At 72.1% G+C, this 23,806-nt stretch carries 21 protein-coding genes, 1 tRNA gene and 1 pseudogene; 12 read left to right on the forward strand and 11 right to left on the reverse strand.

Going from position 1 to position 23,806, the window contains the following annotated elements; all coding sequences use genetic code 11:
• Nucleotides 1-64: 64 nt before the first annotated feature.
• On the forward strand, nucleotides 65-1,063 hold the full coding sequence (locus ABT342_RS22280) for a zinc-dependent alcohol dehydrogenase family protein (protein ID WP_351576480.1): 999 nt from the start codon (nucleotides 65-67) through the stop codon (nucleotides 1,061-1,063).
• A gap of 227 nt (nucleotides 1,064-1,290) precedes the next feature.
• On the opposite strand, the gene ABT342_RS22290 is transcribed toward ABT342_RS22280, so the two are convergent.
• The gene (locus ABT342_RS22290; protein ID WP_351576483.1) at nucleotides 1,291-2,817 is read right to left on the reverse strand and encodes an aldehyde dehydrogenase (NADP(+)); all 1,527 of its coding nucleotides are present in this window, start codon (nucleotides 2,815-2,817) and stop codon (nucleotides 1,291-1,293) included.
• Nucleotides 2,818-2,925: 108 nt separating this feature from the next.
• Here ABT342_RS22290 and ABT342_RS22295 point away from each other — a divergent pair, with 108 nt between their 5' ends.
• Nucleotides 2,926-3,696 (forward strand): IclR family transcriptional regulator, encoded by a 771-nt coding sequence (locus ABT342_RS22295; RefSeq protein ID WP_351576485.1) that lies wholly within the window; start codon nucleotides 2,926-2,928, stop codon nucleotides 3,694-3,696.
• A 31-nt stretch (nucleotides 3,697-3,727) separates the two neighbouring features.
• Here ABT342_RS22295 and ABT342_RS22300 read toward each other — a convergent pair whose 3' ends face one another.
• Nucleotides 3,728-4,222, reverse strand: coding sequence for a cupin domain-containing protein (locus ABT342_RS22300; protein ID WP_351576487.1), 495 nt, complete (start codon nucleotides 4,220-4,222; stop codon nucleotides 3,728-3,730).
• A gap of 211 nt (nucleotides 4,223-4,433) precedes the next feature.
• Between ABT342_RS22300 and ABT342_RS22305 the strand changes: the two genes are divergently transcribed.
• The 9 genes and pseudogenes from ABT342_RS22305 (at nucleotide 4,434) to ABT342_RS22345 (ending at nucleotide 12,980) form a co-directional block, all read left to right on the forward strand.
• Entirely contained in the window at nucleotides 4,434-5,420 is a 987-nt protein-coding gene (locus ABT342_RS22305; RefSeq protein ID WP_351576490.1) for a hypothetical protein, read from the forward strand.
• Between the two features lie 71 nt (nucleotides 5,421-5,491).
• The gene (locus ABT342_RS22310) at nucleotides 5,492-6,688 is read left to right on the forward strand and encodes a sensor histidine kinase (RefSeq protein ID WP_351576538.1); all 1,197 of its coding nucleotides are present in this window, start codon (nucleotides 5,492-5,494) and stop codon (nucleotides 6,686-6,688) included.
• On the forward strand, nucleotides 6,685-7,338 hold the full coding sequence (locus ABT342_RS22315; RefSeq protein ID WP_351576493.1) for a response regulator transcription factor: 654 nt from the start codon (nucleotides 6,685-6,687) through the stop codon (nucleotides 7,336-7,338). Before ABT342_RS22310 ends, ABT342_RS22315 begins: the two co-directional genes overlap by 4 nt.
• Before the next feature lie 103 nt (nucleotides 7,339-7,441).
• Complete coding sequence (locus tag ABT342_RS22320) at nucleotides 7,442-8,896, forward strand: peptidoglycan D,D-transpeptidase FtsI family protein (protein ID WP_351576496.1); 1,455 nt, start codon at nucleotides 7,442-7,444, stop codon at nucleotides 8,894-8,896.
• Between the two features lie 218 nt (nucleotides 8,897-9,114).
• Entirely contained in the window at nucleotides 9,115-9,516 is a 402-nt protein-coding gene (locus ABT342_RS22325; protein ID WP_351576541.1) for a hypothetical protein, read from the forward strand.
• A gap of 9 nt (nucleotides 9,517-9,525) precedes the next feature.
• A complete protein-coding gene (locus ABT342_RS22330) occupies nucleotides 9,526-10,794 on the forward strand; it encodes a hypothetical protein (RefSeq protein ID WP_351576500.1) in 1,269 nt (422 codons plus the stop codon).
• 348 nt (nucleotides 10,795-11,142) lie between these two features.
• Nucleotides 11,143-11,427: pseudogene (locus ABT342_RS22335) on the forward strand (NAD-dependent epimerase/dehydratase family protein); the annotation flags it as partial.
• A gap of 51 nt (nucleotides 11,428-11,478) precedes the next feature.
• On the forward strand, nucleotides 11,479-11,709 hold the full coding sequence (locus ABT342_RS22340) for a hypothetical protein (RefSeq protein WP_351576545.1): 231 nt from the start codon (nucleotides 11,479-11,481) through the stop codon (nucleotides 11,707-11,709).
• A gap of 56 nt (nucleotides 11,710-11,765) precedes the next feature.
• The gene (locus ABT342_RS22345) at nucleotides 11,766-12,980 is read left to right on the forward strand and encodes a TerD family protein (RefSeq protein ID WP_351576503.1); all 1,215 of its coding nucleotides are present in this window, start codon (nucleotides 11,766-11,768) and stop codon (nucleotides 12,978-12,980) included.
• A 68-nt stretch (nucleotides 12,981-13,048) separates the two neighbouring features.
• Here the strand turns inward: ABT342_RS22345 and ABT342_RS22350 are convergent, their stop codons facing one another.
• The 5 genes from ABT342_RS22350 to ABT342_RS22370 all read right to left on the reverse strand — a co-directional run bounded on the left by ABT342_RS22350 (nucleotide 13,049) and on the right by ABT342_RS22370 (nucleotide 18,623).
• The gene (locus ABT342_RS22350; RefSeq protein ID WP_351576506.1) at nucleotides 13,049-13,276 is read right to left on the reverse strand and encodes a hypothetical protein; all 228 of its coding nucleotides are present in this window, start codon (nucleotides 13,274-13,276) and stop codon (nucleotides 13,049-13,051) included.
• Nucleotides 13,277-13,310: 34 nt separating this feature from the next.
• Entirely contained in the window at nucleotides 13,311-14,894 is a 1,584-nt protein-coding gene (locus tag ABT342_RS22355; RefSeq protein WP_351576509.1) for a TROVE domain-containing protein, read from the reverse strand.
• A gap of 362 nt (nucleotides 14,895-15,256) precedes the next feature.
• Nucleotides 15,257-15,326: transfer RNA gene (locus tag ABT342_RS22360), tRNA-Lys, on the reverse strand.
• A gap of 70 nt (nucleotides 15,327-15,396) precedes the next feature.
• On the reverse strand, nucleotides 15,397-16,791 hold the full coding sequence (locus tag ABT342_RS22365; RefSeq protein WP_351576548.1) for an alkaline phosphatase PhoX: 1,395 nt from the start codon (nucleotides 16,789-16,791) through the stop codon (nucleotides 15,397-15,399).
• Between the two features lie 371 nt (nucleotides 16,792-17,162).
• Nucleotides 17,163-18,623: a hypothetical protein gene (locus tag ABT342_RS22370; protein ID WP_351576512.1), complete on the reverse strand. Its 1,461-nt coding sequence runs from the start codon at nucleotides 18,621-18,623 to the stop codon at nucleotides 17,163-17,165.
• Nucleotides 18,624-18,851: 228 nt separating this feature from the next.
• On the opposite strand from ABT342_RS22370, the gene ABT342_RS22375 reads away from it, so the two are divergent.
• A complete protein-coding gene (locus ABT342_RS22375) occupies nucleotides 18,852-20,681 on the forward strand; it encodes a DUF8508 domain-containing protein (RefSeq protein ID WP_351576515.1) in 1,830 nt (609 codons plus the stop codon).
• A gap of 27 nt (nucleotides 20,682-20,708) precedes the next feature.
• On the opposite strand, the gene ABT342_RS22380 is transcribed toward ABT342_RS22375, so the two are convergent.
• The 4 genes from ABT342_RS22380 to dapD all read right to left on the reverse strand — a co-directional run bounded on the left by ABT342_RS22380 (nucleotide 20,709) and on the right by dapD (nucleotide 23,601).
• Nucleotides 20,709-21,413, reverse strand: a complete 705-nt coding sequence (locus tag ABT342_RS22380; RefSeq protein WP_351576519.1) for an antibiotic biosynthesis monooxygenase — start codon at nucleotides 21,411-21,413, stop codon at nucleotides 20,709-20,711.
• 86 nt (nucleotides 21,414-21,499) lie between these two features.
• Complete coding sequence (locus ABT342_RS22385; RefSeq protein ID WP_351576521.1) at nucleotides 21,500-22,111, reverse strand: hypothetical protein; 612 nt, start codon at nucleotides 22,109-22,111, stop codon at nucleotides 21,500-21,502.
• Between the two features lie 110 nt (nucleotides 22,112-22,221).
• On the reverse strand, nucleotides 22,222-22,461 hold the full coding sequence (locus tag ABT342_RS22390) for a hypothetical protein (protein WP_351576524.1): 240 nt from the start codon (nucleotides 22,459-22,461) through the stop codon (nucleotides 22,222-22,224).
• 150 nt (nucleotides 22,462-22,611) lie between these two features.
• Nucleotides 22,612-23,601 carry a 2,3,4,5-tetrahydropyridine-2,6-dicarboxylate N-succinyltransferase gene (dapD, locus tag ABT342_RS22395; RefSeq protein ID WP_351576527.1) on the reverse strand — a complete coding sequence of 330 codons (990 nt, stop codon included), beginning with the start codon at nucleotides 23,599-23,601 and terminating at the stop codon, nucleotides 22,612-22,614.
• Between the last annotated feature and the right edge of the window lie 205 nt (nucleotides 23,602-23,806).

Genomic DNA, 23,806 nt, shown 5'->3' on the forward strand with positions numbered 1-23,806 from the left:
GGGGACATAAAAGTGAGCCTCAGGGACATGGAGCGTCTCGCCGCACCCGCCTACGTTCATTCCCATGACGAATACCTCTTTGACCAGGGCAGTTGTCTTCCACGAGCTCGGCGGCCCCGAGGTCCTGCGCGTCGAGGACGTGCCGCTGCAGGAGCCCGGTCCGGGCGAGGTGCTGATCCGGGTCGAGGCCATCGGCCTCAACCGCGCGGACGCCCTGTTCCGTTCGGGCACGTACTACTACCCGGCCACGCTCCCCGGCTCCCGGATCGGCTACGAGGCCGCCGGCGTCGTCGAGGCGACCGGCGACGGCGTCGACGGATTCGCGCCCGGCGATCCGGTGCTGACGGCGGCCAACTTCGACTTCGGCGTGCACGGGGTCCACTCCGAGCGGGTCGTGCTCCCCGAGACGTCCGTGGTCGCCCGCCCCGAGGGCACGGACCCGGTGACGGCCGCCGCCGCGTGGCTGACGTACTCCACGGCGTACGGCGGCATGGTGACGACGGGCGGTCTGCGCCCCGGCGACCATGTGCTGATCACCGGCGCGTCCAGCGGGGTCGGTACAGCGGCGATCCAGACGGCCGTGCGGATCGGCGCCGTACCGATCGCCACGACCCGGAGCGAGGCCAAGCGGCAGCGGCTGCTGGACCTGGGTGCGGCCCATGTCATCACGACCGACACCGAGGACCTGGTGAAGGAGGTCGGGCGGATCACCGGCGGGCAGGGGGCGCGGCTGGCCTTCGACGCGATCGGCGGACCGGGCTTCGCCGCGATCGGCGACGCGCTGACGACCGGCGGCACGGCGGTGCTCTACGGCTGGCTCGACCCACGCCCGGTCGCGCTGTCGATGAACTGGCCGCTGACCCTGCACACCTACAACAACGGCGCGGTGGTCGACAGTGACGAGGGCAGGCGCCGCACCGCCCACTTCATCGGCTCCGGGCTGCGCGACGGGTCGCTGGTGCCGGTGGTCGCCGAGACGTTCGACGGTCTGGAGCGGATCGTGGACGCCCACCGGCTGATGGAGTCCAACTCCCACACCGGAAAGATCGTGGTGAGGGTCTGACCCGCCGCCCCGTCCGTCCGGCCCGGTCGCGGCGCGTCGGACGCGGATTCGAGGGCATCGCCGGATGGGGTCCACCATGCGTCAGCCATGGGGGAGGGACGCAAAGGCCCTGGCGTGCGCCCGCCCACCCGATGAGCAGTTCGTTCTCGTACACCCAGTCGGCGTCGGGGCCGTACGGGCGCAGCGGCAAGGGAAGTCCGGGCAAGTCGGTCCCGTCGCTCACGCGGTCAGCGTGCCAGGGGCTCCGGCCGGCCGTCGACCATGCGTGGGAGGCCGAGCGGGTTGTCGTCGCGCAGCTCGGGCGGCAGGAGTGCGGGCGGCGCCGACTGGTAGGTGACCGGCCGCAGCCAGCGCTCGATCGCGGTGGCGCCGACCGAGGTGGAGGCGGAGGTGGTGGCCGGGTAGGGGCCGCCGTGGTGCTGGGCGGGGGCGACGGCGACTCCCGTGGGCCAGCCGCCGACGAGGACGCGGCCGGCGAGGGGGGTGAGGGCGGCGAGGAGCCCGGGGGCCTCGGGGTCGTCGGCTGCGGCGTGGAGGGTGGCGGTGAGGTTGCCGGGCAGCCGGGACAGTACGGCGTCGATCTCGTCCCGCGTCTCGTACCGGGCGACCACCGTCACCGGCCCGAAGCACTCCTCCAGCAGCAGATCGTGCGGGCCCTCGGCGGTCAGCCGCCGCGCCGGTACGGTCAGGAAGCCCGCGTTCACGGTGTGCTCCCCGCCCGCGCCCGGGGTGACGGGCGCCTCCACGCCGTCCAGGGCGGCCCGTTCGGCGACGCCCGCGACGAACGCGTCGCGCATCCGGTGGTCGAGCATCACGCCGGGCTCGCTCTCGCTGACGGCGGCGGCGAGGGAGGTGAGCAGCCGGTCACCGGCGTCGCCCGCCGGGGCGAGGACGAGGCCGGGCTTCGTGCAGAACTGTCCGCTGCCCAGGGTCATCGAACCGGCGAGGCCGGCTCCGAGTGTCCGCGCGCCCTCGTCGGCCGCGGCCTCGGTGATCACGACCGGGTTGAGGGAGCCGAGTTCGCCGTGGAAGGGGATCGGCACGGGGCGGGCGGCCGCGGCGTCGAAGAGGGCGCGGCCGCCGCGTACGGAACCGGTGAATCCGGCCGCCGCGACCAGCGGGTGGCGTACGAGCTCGACCCCGGCGTCGAAGCCGTGCACCAGGGCCACGACGGTTTCGGGCAGACCGGCCTGCTGGGCGGCCTTGCGCAGCAGCGCCGCGCACAGTTCGGAGGTGGCCGGATGGTCGGGGTGGGCCTTGATCACGACGGGGCAGCCCGCGGCGAGCGCGCTCGCGGTGTCGCCGCCGGGGACGGAGAAGGCGAGCGGGAAGTTGCTCGCGGAGTAGACGGCGACGACCCCGAGGGGGATCTTCCAGCGGCGCAGATCGGGCCACGGCGGGGTGCGGTCGGCGTCCGCGTGGTCGATGCGGATGTCGAGGAAGGCGCCGTCGTCGACGACCTCGGCGAAGGCCCGCAACTGGGCGGTGGTCCTGGCGAGTTCGCCGGTCAGCCGGGTCGGCCCGAGGGCGGTCTCGGCGTCGGCGGCCTCGACGACCTGTTCGCCCGCCGCGTCGAGGAGGTCGGCCGCGGCGCGGAGCAGTGCGGCCCGCACCGTACGGTCGGCGAGCGCGGGCCTGGCGGCTTCGGCGGCGCGTACCGCGCGGTCGACCTCGTCGGCTGTGGCCTCGACCGCAACCTGTTCGCGTGCCTTCCCGGTGCGGGGGTCCACACTCCAGACTGGTGCTGCTCCCACGGCGGCTTCCTTCCCGGAGGCGTTCGGTATTCTGAACAGGGTTCCCGATGATGAATGCATGGGGGACGTGGGGACTCTATTTCCGGGCGTTTGAAGGGGTCAAGGGCCATGGCGGCTGTCGAGCAGGGTGGGGCGCAGGTCAAGTCCGCGGTACGGACCGTGGAGTTGCTCGAATACTTCGCGGGCCGTCCCGGTATGCACTCCCTCGCCACCGTCCAGGAGGCCGTCGGCTACCCCAAGTCCAGCCTCTACATGCTGCTGCGCACGCTGGTCGAACTGGGCTGGGTGGAGACGGACGCGACGGGTACGCGGTACGGCATCGGCGTACGCGCCCTGCTCGTCGGGACGTCGTACATCGACGGCGACGAGGTCGTCGCGGCGGCCCGGCCCACCCTCGACCGGCTCTCGGACGACACCACCGAGACGATCCACCTGGCCCGCCTCGACGGCGTCAACGTCGTGTACCTCGCGACCCGGCAGTCCCAGCACTACCTGCGGCCCTTCACCCGGGTCGGCCGCCGGCTGCCCGCCCACTCCACCTCGCTCGGCAAGGCGCTGCTCGCCACCCACAGCGACGAGCAGGTCCGCAAGATGCTCCCCGAGACGCTGCCCTCGCTCACCGAGCACACCATCACCGACCGGGAGCAGCTCATCGAGGAGCTGCGGCAGGTGCGCGAGCAGGGCTACGCCGTCGACCGCGAGGAGAACACGCTGGGGCTGCGCTGCTTCGGCGTCGCCATCCCGTACCGCACGCCGGCGCGGGACGCGATCAGCTGCTCGGTGCCGGTGGCCCGGCTCACCCCCGCGCACGAGCAGATGATCAAGGACGCGCTGTTCGACGCCCGGGACCGCCTCACCCTGGCCACCCGCAGGCTCTGACCCGGCGGGCACCCCAGGGGGAGTCGGGCGCTCATGCCCGGCGACTGAGGGCCTCCCGCCAGACCGGGCTGTCGACGTAGTGGTTGTCGTAGAGCTCGGAGGAGTCCTTGATCTCCTGCGGGCTCGCCTCGCCGCGCATCACCCGGCCCAGCAGCCGCAGATAGTCGAAGCGCGCCATGCCTGGGGTGAAGACGAACAGCACGTCCGCCTCCGCCCCGGGCGCGGCGGCGAAGGCGTGCGCGGTGTTCGGCGGCACGAGGAGGAAGTCGCCCGCCTCCAGAACGGTGAGCTCCTCCCCCACCAGCACCTCCAGCGCGCCGCCGATGACGTAGAACATCTCGGAGGCCCGGGTGTGGAAATGGGCCGGGGCGCCGACCGCGCCCTTGGCGAAGGTGGAGCGGTAGCTGGTCAGCGAGCCGCCCGTGGTGTCGGAGTCGGCGAGCAGGGTCATCACGCTGCTCGGGTCCGCGGTGGTCTCGGCCTCGGCGGCGCGGGTGAGGACAGGGGCGAAGTTCTTCGTCGTCATGATGATCAATCTACGCGTTCAAGTGGCGTGCCACATGGTGCATTTCCGCGCCGGAACACTGGGCCACTTCTCCTCGTGGCCCAGGGCGGTCCCCGCCGAGGGCCCGCGCCGTCTCCGCCCTGGGCCCCCTCACCGTCTCCGCCGGACGGCGGAGGCGGTTCCTCACCACGCAGGAGGCACCGGGCGGGCGCCGCCCAGGAGTGTGGAGGGCATGACACGGACACCGTCGCTCGCCACCCCCGCCCCACCCGCGGCGCCCGCCATCGGCCGGGGCCGCCGGGCGCTGCGCGCCCTCACCATCGCGTCCTGCCTCCCGTACCTCTCGCTCAAGATCGCCTGGATCTCGGGCAGCAGGATCGGCATCCCGGAGGGCAGCGTGCTGCTGAGGGAACCCGGGATGATCGCCGTCGCCAACGGTGTGACCGTCCTGATGGACGCATGCGTCGTCGTCCTCGCGCTGCTGCTCACCCGGCCCTGGGGCCGACACGTGAAGGCGTGGCTGCTGACCGTGCCGATGTGGACGGCGACCGGCCTGCTCGTCCCGATCATGGTGGGATTCCCGATCCAGCTGCTGCTCTCCCTCGGCGACGGATCCTTGCCGCAGGACTCGAAGGAACCGTTCCTCCACGACTGGGTCTTCAGCGTCGTCTACGGCGGCTTCATCGTGCAGGGCCTGACCCTGGGGACCCTCTTCGCGCTGTACGCCCGCGAGCGCTGGGGCCATCTGTGGCGGGGCACCGTCTGGGAGCTGCCCACCACCGTGACCGGGCCGCTGGTGCGGTCCACCGCCGTGGCCGGATCGCTCCTCGCGCTCTTTCCCGCCGTCATGCACCTGCTGTGGGCGTCCGGTTCGACGGCCGGTCTTTCCCCGCTCCGGGCCGCGCAGCGCACCACGGACTTCTACGTACTGGCGGGCGTCCACGTCCTGTTCCCCCTGGCCGCCGCAGCCGGCGCGCTGCTCCTCGCCTTCCGGCCCGCGCCCTCCCTGCCGGTGCGTACGCCGCTGGGGCTCGCGTGGGTCGGCTCGGCGTGCCTCGGCGCGTGGGGCGGCTGGATGCTGCTCGCCACACTGATGCCCGACATCGATCCGGAGAACGCCGCCACAGGGCTGATGACGCTGACCTACGCTGGAGAAATGATCACCGGACTGTTCCTCGCCGCCACCACCGCCTCGGTCCTGCGGCGGCGCGCCGCGTGAGACGTTCGGTCAAAGAGCTCTGCGGGGCTCTGCTCGGGAAGCGGGCGCGGCTGCGCTGGGTCCATCTGATCATGGGCGGCGCCCTGTTGATGCCGTTCTGGCTGGTCGGCACCATGATCCTGAGCCCGTTCATCGAGGCTCCGAACGTGCTCGCCGGGACCCTGGCCGTGCAGTTCGGGGCGTACGCGATCGCCCTGCCGCTGGCCGCGATCGCTGCGCTCTTCCCGCTCGCCCGGCCGATGTCGGTGGCCGTGGCGCGCGTGATGTGCGGGGTTGCGGCGGACCGGTTCGCGGACGGCCCGGCGCGCAGCCGGCAGGCCAAGGCCCGCACCGCCGCCTGGTTCACGCTGCATGTGGGGATCGGCGGGCTGGTCAGCGCGGTCTCGCTGGCGCTGCCACCGTTCGCGGTGACGCTGATGGCGCTGCCGTTCTCCGCCTCGCTGCGGGACACCGAGCTCGTGAACTACTACTGGCCGGCAAGCCGGCCCTGGGTCGTGACCGCGGGCGTGGTCGCGGCGCCGCTGATGATGCTGGCGCTCGCGGCCTGCGCCGCCGGGGCCGGGGCGCTGCTCGCCAGGCAGGCGCCGCTGCTGCTGGGGCCGACGCCGGAGGACCGGCTGGCGGCCGCCGAGCGGCGGGCCGCCGAACTCGCCGTCCGCAACCGGCTCGCCCGCGAGCTCCACGACTCGGTGGGCCACGCGCTGAGCGCGGTCACCCTCCAGGCGGGCGCCGCCCGGCGGGTCCTGAACAGCGACGCCCCCGCCGACATGGAGTTCGTACGGGAAGCGCTGTCCGCGATCGAGGAGACCACCCGGCGGACGGTGGGCGAACTCGACTCGGTGCTCGGCCTGTTGCGGCAGGGCGACGACAACGGCGAACTGCCCACGCCGGGCCTCGACGCGCTGGACGGGCTGCTGCTCGCACACGGCCGGCGGCGCGTCGCGTACGAGGCGAAGGGCGACCCGGCCGCCGTGCCGGACGCCGTCTCCCGTGAGGCGTACCGGATCGTCCAGGAGGGCCTGACCAACGCCCTGCGTTACGGCGACACCGCACCGGTGTCGCTTCATCTGCACGTGCACGACACGGAGTTGGAGATCACGATGGAGAACCCGCTGCCCGACCGGGCGCCGGTGGTACGGCCGGGCGGCGGGCGCGGCCTGCGCGGAATCGCCGAACGGGCGGCCCTGCTCGGCGGCCGCGCCGAAGCCGGCCCGCACGGGGACCGCTGGCGGCTGACGGCCCGCATCCCGCTGGGCGACGGGCGATGAGCGCGACCCGGGTCGTCCTCGCCGACGACGAGCGCATGGTCCGTACCGCTCTGCGGGTGATCCTCGACGCCGAGGCCGACCTGGAGGTCGTCGGCGAGGCCTCCACGGGCGCCGAGGCGGTCTCCGTCGTACGGGAGCTGCGCCCCGACGTGGTGCTGATGGACGTCCGTATGCCGGAGATCGACGGCATCCGCGCGACCGAGCAGATCCTCTCCACGCTGGAGAGCCCCCCGCGCATCGTGGTCGTGACCACCTTCGAGAACGACGCGTACGTGTACGACGCGCTGCGCGCGGGCGCCGCGGGCTTCCTGCTCAAGCGGGCGGCCGCGGAGGACCTGGTGTCGGCGGTCCGGCTGGTCGCCCGCAGCGACTCGCTGCTCTACCCGGCCGCGGTGCGCGGTCTGGCCGCCGAGCACTCCCGCCGCAGCCCGGCCGCCCCGCCGTGGGCGGCCCGGCTGACCGAGCGGGAGGCGGACGTGCTGCGGCTGATGGCGACGGGCCTGACGAACGCGGAGATCGCGCAGCGGCTGGGGGTCGGCCCGGCGACGGCGAAGACGCACGTGGCCGCGGTCCTGGCGAAGACGGGGGCCCGGGACCGTACACAGGCGGTCATCGCGGCGTACGAGTCGGGGTTCATCGCCCCTCGATGATCCTTGGTGGGCCTTGGTGGGCCTTGGTGGGCCGCGATGAGGATTCCCTGAGAAACCCGGCAGAACGGAACGTACCCCTCCGGGCCGCTCGTCCTCCCCTGGGATGAACAAGACAATCAGGCGCGCCGCCGTCTTCAGCCTGCTCCTGGTGCTCGCCCTGCTGGTGCGGGCCACCTGGGTGCAGGGGTACGAGGGCAAGGCGCTCGCGGACGACAAGTACAACCGGCGGAAGATCATCGCGCAGTACGCGCAGCCGCTCGGGGACATCATCGTGGCCGGATCCCCGGTGACCGGCTCGAAACGGACGGAGGGGAGCGACCTCGCGTACAAGCGCACGTACACGGACGGCGAGCTGTACGCGGCGGTCACCGGCTACAGCTCGCAGGCGTACGGGTCCACCCAGCTGGAGGGTATCTACAGCGGGGTCCTCGACGGCACGGACACCCGGCTGAAGAGCCCGCTGGACGCGCTCACCCGCAAGCAGAGCGAGCCCGGCGACGTACTGACCACGATCGACCCGGCCGTGCAGAAGGCCGCCTTCGAGGCGCTCGGCGACAAGAAGGGCGCGGCGGTCGCCATCGACCCGAGGACCGGCCGGATCCTGGGGATGGCGAGCACGCCCTCGTACGACCCCTCGAAGATCAGCGGGACGACGGACGGCGACGCCTGGAAGCGGCTGAGCGAGGACGACAAGGACCGGCCGATGCTCAACCGGGCGCTGCGGCAGCCGCTGCCACCGGGCTCGACGTTCAAACTGGTGGTCGCGGCCGCGGCGCTGGAGGACGGGCTCTACGCGTCGGTGGACGAGCGCACGGACAGCCCCGACCCGTACACCCTCCCGCACACCAGGACCGTCCTGGAGAACGAGAACAAGTCCGCGCCCTGCGCGAACGCCACCATCCGCACCGCGCTCCAGTACTCGTGCAACAACGTCTTCGGGAAGATGGCCGCGGACCTGGGGCAGGACAAGGTCCGTGCGATGGCCGAGAAGTTCGGCTTCAACGACGCCGAGCAGGACGTGCCGGTGCGCACGGCGAAGAGCCTGTACCCGTCCGGGATGGACGCGGCGCAGACGGCGCTGACGGGCATCGGCCAGTTCGATGTGACGGCGACCCCGCTGCAGATAGCGATGGTGTCCGCCGCCCTGGCGAACGACGGTGTCCTGGAGTCCCCGCACATGGTCTCCGAGGTGGTCGACTCGGACGGCACCACCTTGCGGAGCTACGAGGACACCGGATCCCGGCGGATCGTGTCGTCCGGCACCGCGGAGCAGCTGCGCAGCGCCATGGTCACGGTCGTCGAGGACGGGACGGGCACGAACGCCCGGATCGAGGGCGCCGAGGTGGGCGGCAAGACGGGCACGGCCCAGCACGGCACGGACAACAGCGGCACGCCGTACGCCTGGTTCACGGCGTACGCGAAGTCCACCGGCGAGGAGGGGAAGGAGGTGGCGGTCGCGGTGCTCGTGGAGGACTCGGGCGCGGCGCGCTCGGAGGTGAGCGGCAACGGGCTGGCGGCGCCGATCGCGCAGAAGATGATGAAGGCGGCGCTGGGTTAGCCTCCGCCCGGTCGCGGGGCACCCCGGCTCGGGCCCACCCCGGTCGCGGGGCACCCGGGTCACGGACCACCCCGGTCGCGGGGCACCCGGGTCACGGACCACCCCGGTCGCGGGCCTGGGCGGAGCGCACGGTATGCAGGAGCCGTCGATGCTTCAACTCCATCCGAACACGGAGGACTTCTGTGCGCGCCCTGCCCCGTTCCCTGTCCGGCTGGACCATGGCGGTCTTCGGCGTCCTCGCCGCCGCCCTGGGGGTGGTGGGGCTGATCTCCCCGGACGCTCTCCTCACGTCCATGGGCTTCGAGCCCATGCCGGACGCCCGCCGCGCGGAGGGAGACCACACCCTGGTCTTCCTCACCGCCTCGTCGATGGCCGCCGTCAATATGGGCGTCTACTACATCCTGGCCTCGCTGGCCGACTGGAAGCCCTTCTTCCGCTGGACGGTTCCCTTCCGTCTGCTGACCTGCACGGTCTTCACCCTCGCCGTCGTCACCGGCCGCGCCCCGGCCGGGTTCCTCGGCGTAGGCCTGTGGGAGGGGCTGGGAGCGCTGGTGACGGGCGCGGCGCTGTGGCACGAGGGGCGGCGGACGGCGTCCCGCCCGTCCGACACGCCGCTGTAGGGTCGGCGCATGTCCGGAACTCGATCAACTGTGCGCCGGTCGCTGCGATGGTCGCGTCGGCTCGTCGCCGTGGTGGTCAGCCTCTGCGCGCTGGTGGGGGCGATACGCCTGATCGCGCCGGCCACCGCGGGCCCGGCCGGGGAACCGCCCGGGGTGGAGCGGCAGTTGGCGTTCCTGCGCTCGGCGCTCGACGGTGGTGGCGGCGACGAGGCGCAGCGGATGTTCCCGGAGGGGTACTTCTTCCTGCACGTGCTGTACGGCCTGAGCTGGGTCGAGACCGGCATGCGCGAGCCGGCCGGCGAACGGTCGGAGGCGCTGCGGGAGGCCCGGTGGGCGCTGGAGCGGCTGGACTCGCCGTCCGGCCGCGCCCCGTTCAGCGCGGACCTCGTCCCGTCGTACGGCGTCTTCTACCGCGGCTGGTCCAACTGGCTGCGCGGTGGGGTGCTGAGCCTGCAACCGGCCGCGCAACGCGATCCGGCCGAGCTGCGCCGGTTCGCCGAGGATTCCGCCGCGCTCGGCGCCGCGTTCGACGCCTCGGCGACCCCCTATCTGGCGGCGTACCCCGGGCAGGCGTGGCCGGTCGACTCGACCGTGGCGATGGCCTCGCTGCGGCTGCACGACTCCCTGCTGCCCCCACGGTTCGCCGGGACGGCCGAGCGGTGGCTGAAGGGGGTGCGCGAACGGCTCGATCCACGCACCGGGCTGCTCCCGCACCGGGCCGACCCGGACACCGGCGCGCCGGCCGAGGTGGCCAGGGGCACGTCGCAGAGCATCATCCAGCGCTTCCTCGTCGACATCGACCCGGAATTCGCCGAGGCGCAGTACCCGTGCTTTCGCGACCGGTACATCGTTTCGCCGCTCGGCCTCGGGCCGGCCGTGCGGGAGTACCCCGACGGCGAGGACGGTCCGGCCGACGTCGACTCCGGTCCGCTCCCGCTCGGGGTGAGCCTCTCGGCGACCGTGGTCACCATCGGCGCGGCCCAGGTCCACGGCGACACCGCGCTCGCCGGGGCGCTGGCCAACCACGGCGAGCTGCTCGGCCTGCCGGTCGGCACACCGTGGACCAAGCGGTACGCCTTCGGGCTGCTGCCGGTCGGTGACGCGTTCCTCGCCTGGTCGAAGACGGCCCGCCCCTGGGTGGAGCGCACACCGCCCGCGCCACCGGCGACGATCTCGCCGTGGTGGCGGGTACCGCTGCTCTCGCTCCTGGCGGTGCTGGGCGCGCTGCCGTGGCTGCCCGCGCTGGTACGTCGCTACCGCCGGCGCCGATCGGCCTGACCGGGCGGGGGGCGCCTGCGGCGGGCCACGCGGCGGAGCCGCACATCGATGCTGCTCCCCGCCCCGCCCTCCCCCAGAGCTTCGCCTGGGAGGTACCCCCATCCCGCAGTGTCGATTTGCGGCTCCGCCGCGTGGCTGGGGGCAAGCCCCCAGACCCCCGTACGGCCTTCGGCCGTGTCCTCAAACGCCGGACGGGCTCAGAATGAGCCCCTCCGGCGATTGAGGAGCGGGGTCCTGGGCAGCGGCCCCGGCGGGGGTCCGGGGGCGGAGCACCCGCAGCGGGGGCTGGGGCAGAGCCCCAGTTTCGGGAAGGGGCGGGTAGGGGAAAACGCCCCGCGCAGCGGCACCGTCTCCGTCCGGCTGAGCCCGGCCGACGCCGCACGCCTCTTCCACGCCTCGCTCACCGCCGAGGACGTCGGCCATACCGTCGTCCACGGCTCCTCCGCCAACACACGCCCGTGGTGGGACCTGACGACGGCACGGGCGCTCGGCCACGAGCCGCAGGACGACTCGCAGCGGTACGCGCCCAAGCTCGTCGCCGAACAGGGCGAACCCGACCCGGACAACCCGGACACCCCGGACCGCGCGCACCTCGGCAGACACTTCGTCACCCATCCGCCCCAGTGGCCACACCGAGCCGAAATCCGGGTGACCGGAACACCCGCACAGGGCAGGATGCGGGCCATGCCAAGACCTTCGGATTTCGAGTACCGGCAGCGCGGCGACGGAAGCGTCGTCATCACCCACCGGGGCCGCGCCGCCGGCACCCTGCGCGGTGCGCGCGCGGAGAAGTTCCTGACCGAGGTGGAGTCCGGGGACGCGCAGCTGGTCATGGCCCGCTGGACCGGTGCGTACCGGTTCGGGAACGAGCGGACGGCCCGCGAGCACCCGAGGAACCGGTCCGGGCGGCGCTAGACCTGTTCGGGCCAAGGTAAGGGAACGGCAAAGCCACCTCGGTCGTTACCTCTGGCATGACAGCTATGACCCCTGGCTCGAACATCCCCCTGTCCGCCACGCGCGTGGCGGTGGACGTCACCGCCCCCGTGCGGCTCGACGTATCGGGCCTGCTGCTCACCGCCGACGGCAAGGTGCGCTCCGACGACGATTTCATCTTCTACAACCAGCCGACGGGCCCTGGCGTCACCTACCGCTCCGGCGGGGGCACGGCGCCCGACGCGATCATCGTCGACACCGCGGCCGTCCCCCCGGGGATCGAGAAGATCGTCGTCACCGCGAGCCCGGACGCGGCGGGGCAGACGTTCCAGGGCATCGAGCCCACGGCCACGATCCGCAACGCCGACGACGGCAGTGCGGTGGCGACCTTCACCCCGCCCCAGCTGGGCGCGGAGACGGCGCTGGTGGTCGTGGAGATCTACCTGCGCAACGGCGCGTGGAAGGCCCGTGCGGTCGGCCAGGGGTACGCGAACGGGCTGGCGGGCATCGCCACCGACTTCGGCGTCTCGGTCGAGGAGGAGCCGCCCGCCGCGGCACCGGCGCCCGCCGCCCCCGTCCCGGCCCCCGCAGCCCCGGTGGCGGACCCGCGCGTCGCCGCGCCGCCCGCTCCCCCGGCGCCGCCCTCCGCCCCGCCGGCCGCCGCGCCCGGCACCGGGAAGATCAACCTGGACAAGGGCCGGGTCAGCCTGCAGAAGAACCAGACCGTATCCCTGGTCAAGGGCGGCCGCCCGCTCCTCTCCCAGGTCAAGATGGGCCTCGGCTGGGAGCCCGCGTTCCGCGGCAGGGACATCGACCTGGACGCGTCGGTGATCGCGTACGGCCCGCAGCGCAACCATCTGGACAGCTGCTACTTCGGCAAGCTGTCGATCCTGAACGGCGCGGTCAAGCACTCCGGCGACAATCTGACCGGCGAGGGCGGCGGTGACGACGAGGTGATCATGGTCGACCTCGGCCGGCTGCCCGACGACGCCACGGGCCTGGTCTTCACGGTGAACTCCTTCTCCGGCCAGAAGTTCTCCGAGGTCGCGAAGGCGTACTGCCGGCTGATCGACGCGGCGACCGGCGAGGAGCTGGTCCGCTTCGACCTCACCGGCGCCGAGCCGCAGACCGGCGTGATGATGGCCAAGCTGATCAAGCAGTTCTCCGGCGAGTGGGAGATGACCGCGATGGGCGAGTTCGTGAAGTCCCGCACGGTCCGCGGCATGGTCAAGCCCGCGGCACAGGCGCTCTGACCGGACCGGCACGGAGATCGACCGGGCCTGGGGTCGTCGCCCGCGCGGCGGCCCCAGGCCCGGTTCGATCAGAGTTTGGACAGTTTGGTGTAGGGGCTCAGGATCCTTCCCTGCTGCCCCGCGAAGTCGATGAGCACAGCGTTGTCGCCCTCGACCGCGATGACTCTTCCGAGTCCGAATTGATCATGCGAGACCCGGTCGCCCACATCGAATTGCTCGATCGGGAGGCTGTCCGGGGTGGGCCGGTTGAAGGGACTGGTGGGCAGATGGCGCCGGGATCCGGCTGACTTTGTCATTACCGGAAGTATGCGCCCTCCGCCCACCCCTGGTTCAAGCCTTCACCCACGGCCAGTGCGCGTCCCGGCCCGCCTCCAGGAGCGGCACCATGCGGAACGCCGCGTCCGTGAGGCCGCCGAAGGTGTGCCGCCCGGGCGATCCCGACGGAGCGTGACCGGCCCGGTACCCCGCGAGATTCCAGGTGTAGACGGGTGTGTGCGCCGGAATCTGCGCGGTCGGGTCGCCGCGGAAGCTGTACGCCGCCTGCTCGTCTGTGACGATCAACACCCGGTCGTGCTTCTTGTAGTGCGCGCGTACCGCCTCGGCGGTGTCGGTGCCGCCGAGGTTCCCGAAACGCCCCAGAACCTTCAGCACCGACTCGCCCCGCCGGTACCGCACCGGCTTGCTGGTCGAACCGAACTCGATCAGATCGGCATCGGCCGCCCGCATCGCCAGGGCCGTGCCGAAGATCGCCGCCGCGTCGGCCCGGTTGAGCTGCGAGCGGTCGGAGAGCGGCGCCCACATCGAGCCGGAACGGTCCACCAGGATCAGCGTCCGGCCGGGCAGCGCGGGCACGGCTCCCAGCGAGTGCCCGAGCGCCTGCTCCAGCGGGTACGACCAGCGCAGCGACGGCGCGTGCTGGTACGCCGCGAGGTAACGGAACGGGAACTGCCGCGACGCGGTCACCACCTCCGGGTCCGAGATCTTCGCCGCGACCTGCGCCGCGACCTCGTCCGAGACTCCGGCCTCGTCGAAGTTGCGCAGGTTGCGCACCAGCGCCATCGCCCCCATGGACGGGATCACGGCCTCCCAGGCCGCCGCGTCCATCGGCCCCTGCAGCCAGCCCGCCAGCGCCTCCCAGGTCATCCCGGCCGCGGCCAGCCGCTCCGCACCGTCCGGCGCCGTGATCACGGCGCGCCGCTCCTCGACCGGCAGCGCCATCAGCGCCCGGTGGGCGGTCAGCGTACGGTTCGAGGCGGGCGGCACGGCCGTGTCCGGGTTGTGCCGGCGGTCGAGGGCGTACCGGAACAGCTCGCCCTGCCACGGCTTGTCCGGGTCGGGGGCGGCGTGCACCAGGTTGAGGACGTCGCCGAAGCGGTAGCCCTTCGAGGCGGTGTCGTACTTCAGCAGGGACTTGCCGTTGTAGAGCCGGCGTACGGCGTCGGCGACACCGCGCTTGACGGGCTTGGGCACGGCGCGCCCGTACCGCGAGGTCCAGTAGCCGAGCAGCTCCCCGGGCTCATCGGCGCGGCGCAGCACGGAGGCGACGACCTGCCGGTTCGAGGGGCCGTCGGTCGCGCCCGCGTCGAGGCGGGCCTTGACGTACTCGGCGGCGCCGACGAGGGAGGCCGTACGCATGCCCGCGTCACCGCGCAGCCAGCCCAGGAGGCCGGCGGTCCACTCGGGGTCCTCGACCGCGAGGGTGCGGACGAGGGCGGCGAACCGGTCGTCGCGGGCCTCGCCGGACTCGTAGAAGGTCTGCTGCGAGACGAAGTTGGCCACCGCGAGCAGGAAGAGCTCGGACTTGGCGTCCCGGAGGTGTCCCCGGCCCCCCTGGTGGTTGACCGTGGTGCGCCCGGTCGTCCTCACGGGCGAGACCACGTGGGCCTTGGTCTTGCGAATGTTGAAGCGTGCCATGCGAATTCCCCCGAATTCAGAAATTCCAGGGGAAGCTCAGCATCGAAGAGGGTGCCCGAGATCAGGAGTCGGCGACGGTGCTTATGCCTGGTGCTCTATCCGCTTGAGCTACGCGTCCCTCAGGACGTGACGGGACTCGAACCCGCAACCGCCAGATCCGGAAGTATCCGTTGCCTGCGCACCGGGCACTCTCTTCGCATGCTGGGCCTCCCGAGATCAAAGGTGGCTGCGGCGGGATTTGTTGTGAACAAGTAGCCGCGGCCTGGCGCACCGGGAGGTGCATGAAGTTGTGGTGTCCAGAGGACAGTTCGGCGGAACCGACGGTTGGTGCTCTGCCGACTGAGCTACACCGGCACGAGCGCCGGTGACGGGACTCGAACCCGTGGCCTCCCCATTAAGAGTGGAAGTAGGTCCTGCCTGCGCACCTGGACGAGGATCACTCTAGGGAGGCGGGCCGGGTCCGCGCCAAGGGTTTTTCCGGGCGCCTTTCGAGCGGCGTCGTTCAGCGGGCCCGTACGCGCTTCCACGGGCCGGTGATGGCGAGCAGCATTCCCGGTTCCTGGATGTTGGCGTAGAGCGTCCGCCCGTCCGGGGAGAACACCACGCCGGTGAATTCGCTGTCGTTGAGCTCGTTGCGGGCGATGGGGTACGTACGGCCGCGCTCGGTCGCGCCGAAGAGATGCTGGACGCCCTCGCCGTCCTCGGCGATGACGAGTCCGCCGTACGGGGAGACGGTGATGTTGTCGGGGCCGTCGAAGCCGGAGGCCACGCCGAGCAGCACCTTGAGGGTGAGGGTGCGGCGGCTGGGGTTGTAGAACCAGACCTGGCCGTCGTGCGGCTGACCGGGGCTCTCCTCGCGGGCGTACGAGGAGACGAGGTACGCGCCGCCGTCGGCCCACCACATGCCTTCGAGCTTGCGGGCGCGGGTGACCTCGCCCGCGCCGAACTGCTCGCGCACCGGCACGTCCTTGCCGTCGCGGTCGGGGACATCGGCCCAGTCGACGCCGTAGACCGTGCCGATGCGGGTGGCGCGGGACAGGTCGTCGACGAAACGGCCGCCCGCGTCGTAGCACTTGGGCGCCTGGAGGACGCCCGCGTCGTCGGGGATGTGGCGCAGCCGGCCGCGGCCGTGCTGGAAGCCGTGCGGCGGGACCCAGCGGTAGAACAGGCCGTTGGGGTCGGAGTCGTCCTCGGTCAGATACGCGTGCCCGCGCTTCGGGTCGATGACGACGGCCTCGTGGTCGAACCGCCCGAAGGCCTTGATCGGCTTGGGGTGGCGGTTGGCCCGTCGGTCGTACGGATCGACCTCGAAGACGTAGCCGTGGTCCTTGGTCATGCCGTTCTCACCGGCCCGGTCGGAGTTCTCCTCGCAGGTGAGCCAGGTGCCCCAGGGGGTACGGCCGCCGGCGCAGTTGGTGGACGTCCCGGCGATGCCGACCCACTCCGCGCTGCGGCCGTCGCGGTGCGTCTCCACGACCGTGCAGCCGCCGGCCGCCGCAGGGTCGTAGACGAGGCCGTCGGTGAGCGGGACGGGGTACGTCCACTTCGACCGGGCGCCCTTGAGCTCGTGGTTCACGACCAGGAGCGTCACGCCGCGAGGCCCGTCGAAGGAGGCGGTGCCGTCGTGGTTGGACGGGGTGAACTCGCCCGACTCCAGCCTCGTGACGCCGCTGTGGGTGATGGTCCGGTACGTGAACCCCGCCGGGAGCGCGAGGACGCCCTTGGGGTCGGGGACCAGCGGCCCGTAGCCGGGGTCGTCGTGTCCGGCCCCTTCCTCCGCCTCCGCGGCGGCGAGCGCGCCCGGCGCGGTGGCCAGCGCTCCGACGGCGCCGGTGAGGGCGAGTCCCGCGCCGGTGAGCGCGGACTTTCCGGTGAATTCCCTGCGGGTGAGCGGCATCGCGGTCTCCTGAGGGGCGTGGTGACGGGCGGACGGGAGGGTCTGGCCGGTGTCGGGCCACACGCTTTCGCTCCCGCATAAACGGCACGTGAACACCACGGGACGGTTCACCGCACACCGGTGTCCCGCCCGGGGTCGCGCGTGACGCCTGCGGCGGGCTCTGCCCCGGCCCCCCATATCCAGCCTCGCCGGCGTTTGAGGCGCGGGGGTTCGGGGGCGGAGCCCCCGCAAAACGGGGGCTGGGGCGGAGCCCCAGTTTCGGGATGGGGGTACCTCCCAGGCGAAGCTCTGGGGGAGGGCGGGTAGGGGACAAAGCCCGCCGCAGGCGCCCCCCACCCTCACCCCACCGCCCGCCCGCTCGCGCCCAAGCGTTACGCGCCCCGGCGGGAACGGGCCTTGAACGCGGCCTTGCGGGCGTCCTTCGCCGTCTTCTTGTCGCGGTGAAGCCGCCCCATCGCCTCCAGCACATCCGCCGTCGCGGGATGATCGACACGCCACGCCTCGTCGAAGAACCCGCTGTGGCGGCCGACGAGGCCCTCGACCAGCTCCTGGAGCTCCTCCAGGTCGCCGTCCGCGTCCAGTTGCGCGGCAATCGTGTCGATGGCCAGCCAGAAGATCATCGTCTCGGGCGGCGCGGGCACATCCGCCGCGCCCCGCTCGGCGAGCCAGACCCGCGCGAGGCCGCCCAGTTCCGCGTCGCCGAGGACGTCCCGGACCGCCGGTTCGGCGTCCGCGCCGGCCAGGGAGAGTGCCTGCTGACAGTGGAGCCGGCGCAGCGGCGCACCGGGGTCGGAGCCGCGGGCCGCCGCGAGGAGTTCACCGGCGGCCGTGGACGGTTCGCGCCGGGCCAGCCACAGCTCCGTCTCGGCCCGCGCCGACGCCTCGGGGTAGTACGCGACGCCGTCCAGGAGCGCTTCCGCTCCCTTGTCCGCCAGGTCCCCGACCGCGGGCGCCATCACGCCCGCCTCCAGCATCCGGGCCCGGATCCCGTACAGGCCGAGCGGGGTCAGCTTCACCAGCCCGTACCGGGACACGTCCTCGTCGTCGACCGCGGGCGCCGCCTCCGTGCCCTCCTCCACCATCAGCGCCTCGTCGACCGGCCGGTATTCGACCAGTCCGATCGGCTCCAGCAGCCGGAACTGGTCGTCCAGCCGCATCATCGCCTCGGACACCTGCTCGAGGATGTCGTCGGTGGGCTCACCCATGTCGTCGGGAACGATCATCGAGGCGGCGAGCGCGGGCAGGGGCACGGGCCCTTCCCCCGCGCCGCCTTCCGAGACGGTGAGCAGATACAGATTGCCGAGGACGCCTTCGAGGAACTCGCTCTCCGCCTCCGGGTCCCAGTCGAGCGCCTCGAAGTCGATCTCGCCGTCCTCGCCGATGACGTCGGCGAGGTCGTCGAGGATGGGCGCGGTGGCGTCGGCGAAGACCGCGTCGAAGGCGTCCTGCCAGAGGGCGAGCACATCCTGCGGGCTGCCGCCGGTGATCAGCGGCAGGCTCCCGCCCTCGGTCACCGTGCCGTGTTCCGCCGTCTCGTCGTCCGGGTCGACGACCTCGACGAGCCCCGTGTCCACGGCGATCCGCCAGGCCTCGCTGGCGTCGGCGGCCCCGTCCTCGTCCGCGACGAGTCCCAACGCCTCGACAGCTGCGGGCAGTTGCTCTTCGGCGAGCTCCCCGCCCGCGCCGACCTCGGTCCCGGGGCCGGCCCAGCGCGCGAGACGGACGGCGCGGGCCAGCAGCGGCGCACCGAGCGCGTTCCGCGCAAGTTCGGCCTCTGAGTGCAGCCGCACCGGCGGCAGGGTGGGGCGTCCGGCGGGGCGGTCTGCTGACATCTGCTGGTTCTCCTCGGGCGTGCGCGGTTCGGGGTCGGGACGGCCCCCGGCTCGGGGCGGCCCCCAGCGTAGACGCATTTCCACCCATGAAGGCCGGTTCATGTACCCGTCAACCTCCGTACACCCGACGGCTCTTGACAAGGGGGTTGCTCTGCCAAGAGATTGACGCGCGTAGACAGAATGTTTCGCGCCATGAACCACCCCTCACCCCCACGCAGGAGTTTCCTGATGCCTTCCATACCGAGGTCCGCATCCGTCTCGGCAGTCATCGCCACCGCCCTGGCCGCCGGGCTGCTCGCCGGCTCCTCCTCGGCCGCCGCCGCCGAGGTGCGCATCCATGACATCCAGGGCGCCACCAGGGTCTCCCCGCTCGTCGGACAGCAGGTCACCGACGTCGAGGGCATCGTCATCGGTGTCCGTACGTACGGCTCCTCCCGCGGCTTCTGGCTCCAGGACCCCCAGGCCGACACGAATCCGGCCACCAGTGAGGGCATCTTCGTCTTCACCGGCTCCAACCCCACCGTCGCCGTCGGGGACGCCGTGAAGGTTTCCGGCACGGTAGGCGAGTTCGTCCCGGGCGGCGTGAACTCCGGGAACCAGTCGCTCACCCAGCTCTCCAAGCCCGCCGTCACCGTGGTCTCCTCCGGCAACGCGCTGCCCGCGCCGGTCACCGTCTCCGCCCGGACCGTGCCCTCGGCGTACGCCCCGGCCGGCGACCCGGCCGCCGCGAACAGCATCAACGCGCTGCCGCTCAAGCCCCGCTCGTACGCCCTCGACTACTACGAGTCGCTCGAAGGCAGCAACGTCCGCATCGGGACCTCGCGCGTCGTCGGCGCCACCGACCCGTACTCCGAGCTGTGGGTGACGGTGAAGCCCCAGGAGAACCCGACCGTGCGCGGCGGCGCACGCTACGGCTCGTACGAGTCCCAGAACACCGGCCGGCTCCAGATCCAGTCGCTGGTGCCGCTCGCCCAGCAGCCGTTCCCCAAGGCGAACGTCGGCGACGTGCTGTCCGGGACGACCGAAGGCCCGCTGGACTTCAACCAGTTCGGCGGCTACACGATCACCGCCCGCACCCTCGGCACGGTCAACGACCGCGGCCTGGAGCGCGAGTCGACACGCCCGCAGCGCCGGGGCGAACTGGCCGTGGCCACGTACAACGTGGAGAACCTGGACCCGTCCGACCCGCAGGAGAAGTTCGACGCTCTGGCGAAGGCCGTCGTCGACAACCTCGCCTCGCCGGACATCGTCGCCCTGGAGGAGATCCAGGACAACAACGGCGCCAAGAACGACGGCACGGTCGCCGCCGACCAGACGCTCCGGAAGTTCACCGACGCGATCACGGCGGCGGGCGGCCCCGCGTACGAGTGGCGCACGGTCGACCCGGAGAACAACAAGGACGGCGGCGAGCCCGGCGGCAACATCCGTCAGGTCTTCCTGTTCAACCCGGAGCGGGTCTCCTTCACCGACCGTCCGGGCGGCGACGCGACGGCGGCCACGAAGGTGGTCAAGGGCGAGCGGGGCCGTGCCGCGCTCACCCTCTCCCCCGGGCGGATCGACCCGGCGAACGCCGCCTGGGAGAACAGCCGCAAGCCGCTCGCGGGCGAGTTCACCTTCCGGGGCCGCACTGTCTTCGTGATCGCCAACCACTTCGGCTCGAAGGGCGGCGACGAGGGCCTGGCCTCGCACCACCAGCCGCCGGTCCGCTCCTCCGAGACCAGGCGCCTCCCGCAGGCTCAGGCGGTCAACTCCTTCGTCAAGGACATCCTGAAGGTGCAGCGGAGCGCCGACGTCGTGGTCCTCGGCGACATCAACGACTTCGAGTTCTCGGCGACCACGAAGGCGCTGACGGACGGCGGGGCGCTGTACCCGGCGATCAAGTCCCTGCCACGTGCCGAGCGTTACTCGTACGTCTTCCAGGGCAACAGCCAGGTGCTCGACCAGATCCTGACCAGCCCGTCGATCGACGAGTTCAGCTACGACAGCGTGCACATCAACGCGGAGTTCGCGGCCCAGAACAGCGACCACGACCCGCAGGTGCTGCGCTTCCGCCCGTAACCCCGCCCCGGCAGGATCTTCTGCCGTCTACACGTCCGCGCTCATGCTGAGCGCGGGCGTGTAGCGCGTCACGCGGCTGCCCGCGAGCCCCGGGTACTGCTGCACGCGGGCCCACTGCTCGGTGGCGGACCCGACGCCGGAACCGGGGGCTTCGAGCGCCTCCCGGTGGGCCTGGTCGCTCTCCCACTCCGCGTAGTTGAGCACGCGCGTGCCGTCGGTGCCGGTGTGGAAGTGCGCCGATATACCGCCCGGGTGCGTGTCCGGATCGCTGTCGATGGCGGTGAAGACGGCGTCGATCCAGTCGCGCTGCCGGGCCGGATCGGGCCCGTCGAAGTCGACCTCCACGATCACCACGCAGCCCGGGACGCGGGTGTCACCGGCCTCCTTTTCACTGCGGTAGAGCTCGTACGAGTTCAGTCCGACCCGCTCGATGCCCGGCACGGCCTCGTCGATCTCGCTGTTCCGCTCGTCCCGGAAGGTGCGGAAGAACTCCTGGTAGGCCTCCTCGCCGGTCCACTGCGAGTAGTGGAGCAGGGCCGTCCCGTCGTTGCTCGTGTAGACGCTGTACGAGAGCAGGCCCACGGCCGGCCAGTCGCGGGACTGCCAGGCGCTCGCGATCGCCTCGACGGCGGCCTTCTGCCGCTCGGGGGTGCCGACGTGCCAGGTACTGACCTTGACGCTGCCGACGCCGGGGCGGGTGAGGTCGGGGATGGTGGAAAGCCGCACGCTCATGATGGTCCTCCTCGGTCTGCGTGCCCGTGTCGGGCGCCGCTGTGATCACCATCCTCGAATGTGAACCAAGGTTGAGGTCAAGCGCGTCAGCCGCCGGCGTTGTAGTCGTTCCTCGGGGCGCCGTCACCGGCAGGCGGAAGGTCGCCGCGCTCCACCGGAGACGGGGGAGCCGCTTGCTTCTCGGGCAGGATCTCGTCCAGCTCACGGTCGTCGGCGCGGTGGGCGGCTTCGGCGGCGCGACGCAGGGTGTCGCGGTCCACGGCCCGGTCGGCGGCTATGCGCACGACGTGACCGCCCTCGTCTCGGGCGTACTCGTGGCGGCTCGACGTGGTGCGGTACCAGCCCTTGCCGTCCCGCTCGCAGGTCACCTTGGCCGCCGATGACGCGTCCACGGCCTGGGAGGGGCAGTTGGCCTCCGTGAGGGAGCCCGCGTCGACGACGAGATGGATCTGCCCGCCGCCGGACCGCGAGACGTACGTGCTCTGGAAGCCCCTGCTGCCGGACGGGCCCACGGACTGCTTCGCCAGCTCGAATCCGTCCACCTCGGTGGCGTAGATGAGCTCCGGCGCGGACTCGATGCCCCGGGCGCGGGCCTCCAGCGCGGCACGGTCGGGGGCCGGGTCACCGGCCCGCTCCGTGCCGCAGGCGGCCAGGACGAGGAGGAGGGGGAGCGCGGCGAGACGCGTGAGACGGATCATGCGTTCATCCTGCCCCAGGGGCGAACATCCGTACGCTTGATTGGCGAACTCTCGCCAGCCCGCCCAGCCGCCCTGGCCGACTGAGCCGACCCGGCCGCCCCCCCGGCCGACTAAGCGGGCTCGGCGGGCTCTGCCGCCTCGGCCGGTTCACTCATGACCGTACGGCCGAGGATCGTGGCGTGCTCCAGGACGTCCTCGAGCGGGTCGTCGATCTGGCCGGTCTTGATCAGTGTGACCGAGTGCCCGTTGTGCGAATTGGTGTGCGTCTCGTCGGCGTACGCGACGCCGGACGCCTGCGACGCCACGGCCATCAGCGTCAGTGTTCCGAGTGCGGCCAGCCTGGTCTTCATATCGCGTCCTCGCCCTGACCCTTCGTGGTCTGAGTCTTCGTGAGTCTTCGTGTTGACTCTGCGGTGCCCTGTTCATCCGCTTGGGGGCGTCCGAGGGCACGCAGAGTCACACGAATGCGTGGAATCGCGTCAACCAGATACTGAGGACGATCAGTTGTGGCTGTGGAGGATCTCGTTGAGGCCGCCCCAGACCGCGTTGTTCGGGCGGGCCTCGACGGCACCGGTCACCGAGTTGCGGCGGAAGAGGATGTTGGACGCGCCGGAGAGCTCGCGGGCCTTCACGATCTGGCCGTCGGGCATCGTCACGCGGGTACCGGCGGTGACGTACAGACCGGCCTCGACGACGCACTCGTCGCCGAGCGCGATGCCGACGCCCGCCTCGGCGCCGATCAGGCAGCGCTCGCCGATGGAGATGATGACGTTGCCGCCGCCGGACAGGGTGCCCATGGTGGAGGCGCCGCCGCCGATGTCGGAACCGTCGCCGACGATGACGCCCGCGGAGATCCGGCCCTCGACCATGGAGGTGCCGAGCGTGCCGGCGTTGAAGTTGACGAAGCCCTCGTGCATGACCGTGGTCCCGGCGGCCAGGTGGGCGCCGAGCCGTACGCGGTCGGCGTCGGCGATCCGCACGCCGGCCGGGGCCACGTAGTCCGTCATCCGCGGGAACTTGTCGATGGAGGTCACCTGGAGGTGCAGGCCCTCGGCGCGGGCGTTCAGCCGGACCGTCTCGACGTCGTCGACCGCGACGGGGCCGAGCGAGGTCCAGGCGACGTTGGTGAGCAGCCCGAAGACACCGTCCAGGTTCTGGCCGTGCGGCTTGACGAGGCGGTGGGAGAGCAGGTGGAGGCGCAGGTAGGCGTCGTGCGCGTCCAGCGGCTTGTCGTCGAGCGAGGCGATGACCGTACGGACGGCGACGACCTCGACGCCACGGCGGGCGTCCGGGCCGATGGCCTTGGCGGCGCCCTCACCGAGCAGCTCGACGGCACGCTCGGCCGTCAGCCGCTCGGTGCCGGCGGGGCCGGGCTCGGCGGAGAGCTCGGGAGCGGGGAACCAGGTGTCGAGGACGGTGCCGTCGGCGGTCAGGGTGGCGAGCCCGGCGGCCACGGCGCCGGTGGTGCGAGTAGCAGTCGTGTCGGTCATGACTGAAACCTAACCGGCGGGGTGGGCCGGGGGCGAACCGGTCTCAGGGTGCGGTCGGATCTGCCGTGGGTCTGTGCCGCCGCCCGCGTGTGGGCGGCCCACCCCGGGATGGACGCTGTTGGTTAATCCGGGTCGAGCGTGACGTCGGTCTCCACGATCTGGTTGTGCTCGTGGAGACCGGCGTTGTCGTGTGGGGCGGGTATCG

Source organism: Streptomyces sp. NPDC000410, from assembly GCF_040300305.1.
In the GTDB taxonomy this organism is placed as follows: Bacteria; Actinomycetota; Actinomycetes; order Streptomycetales; family Streptomycetaceae; genus Streptomyces.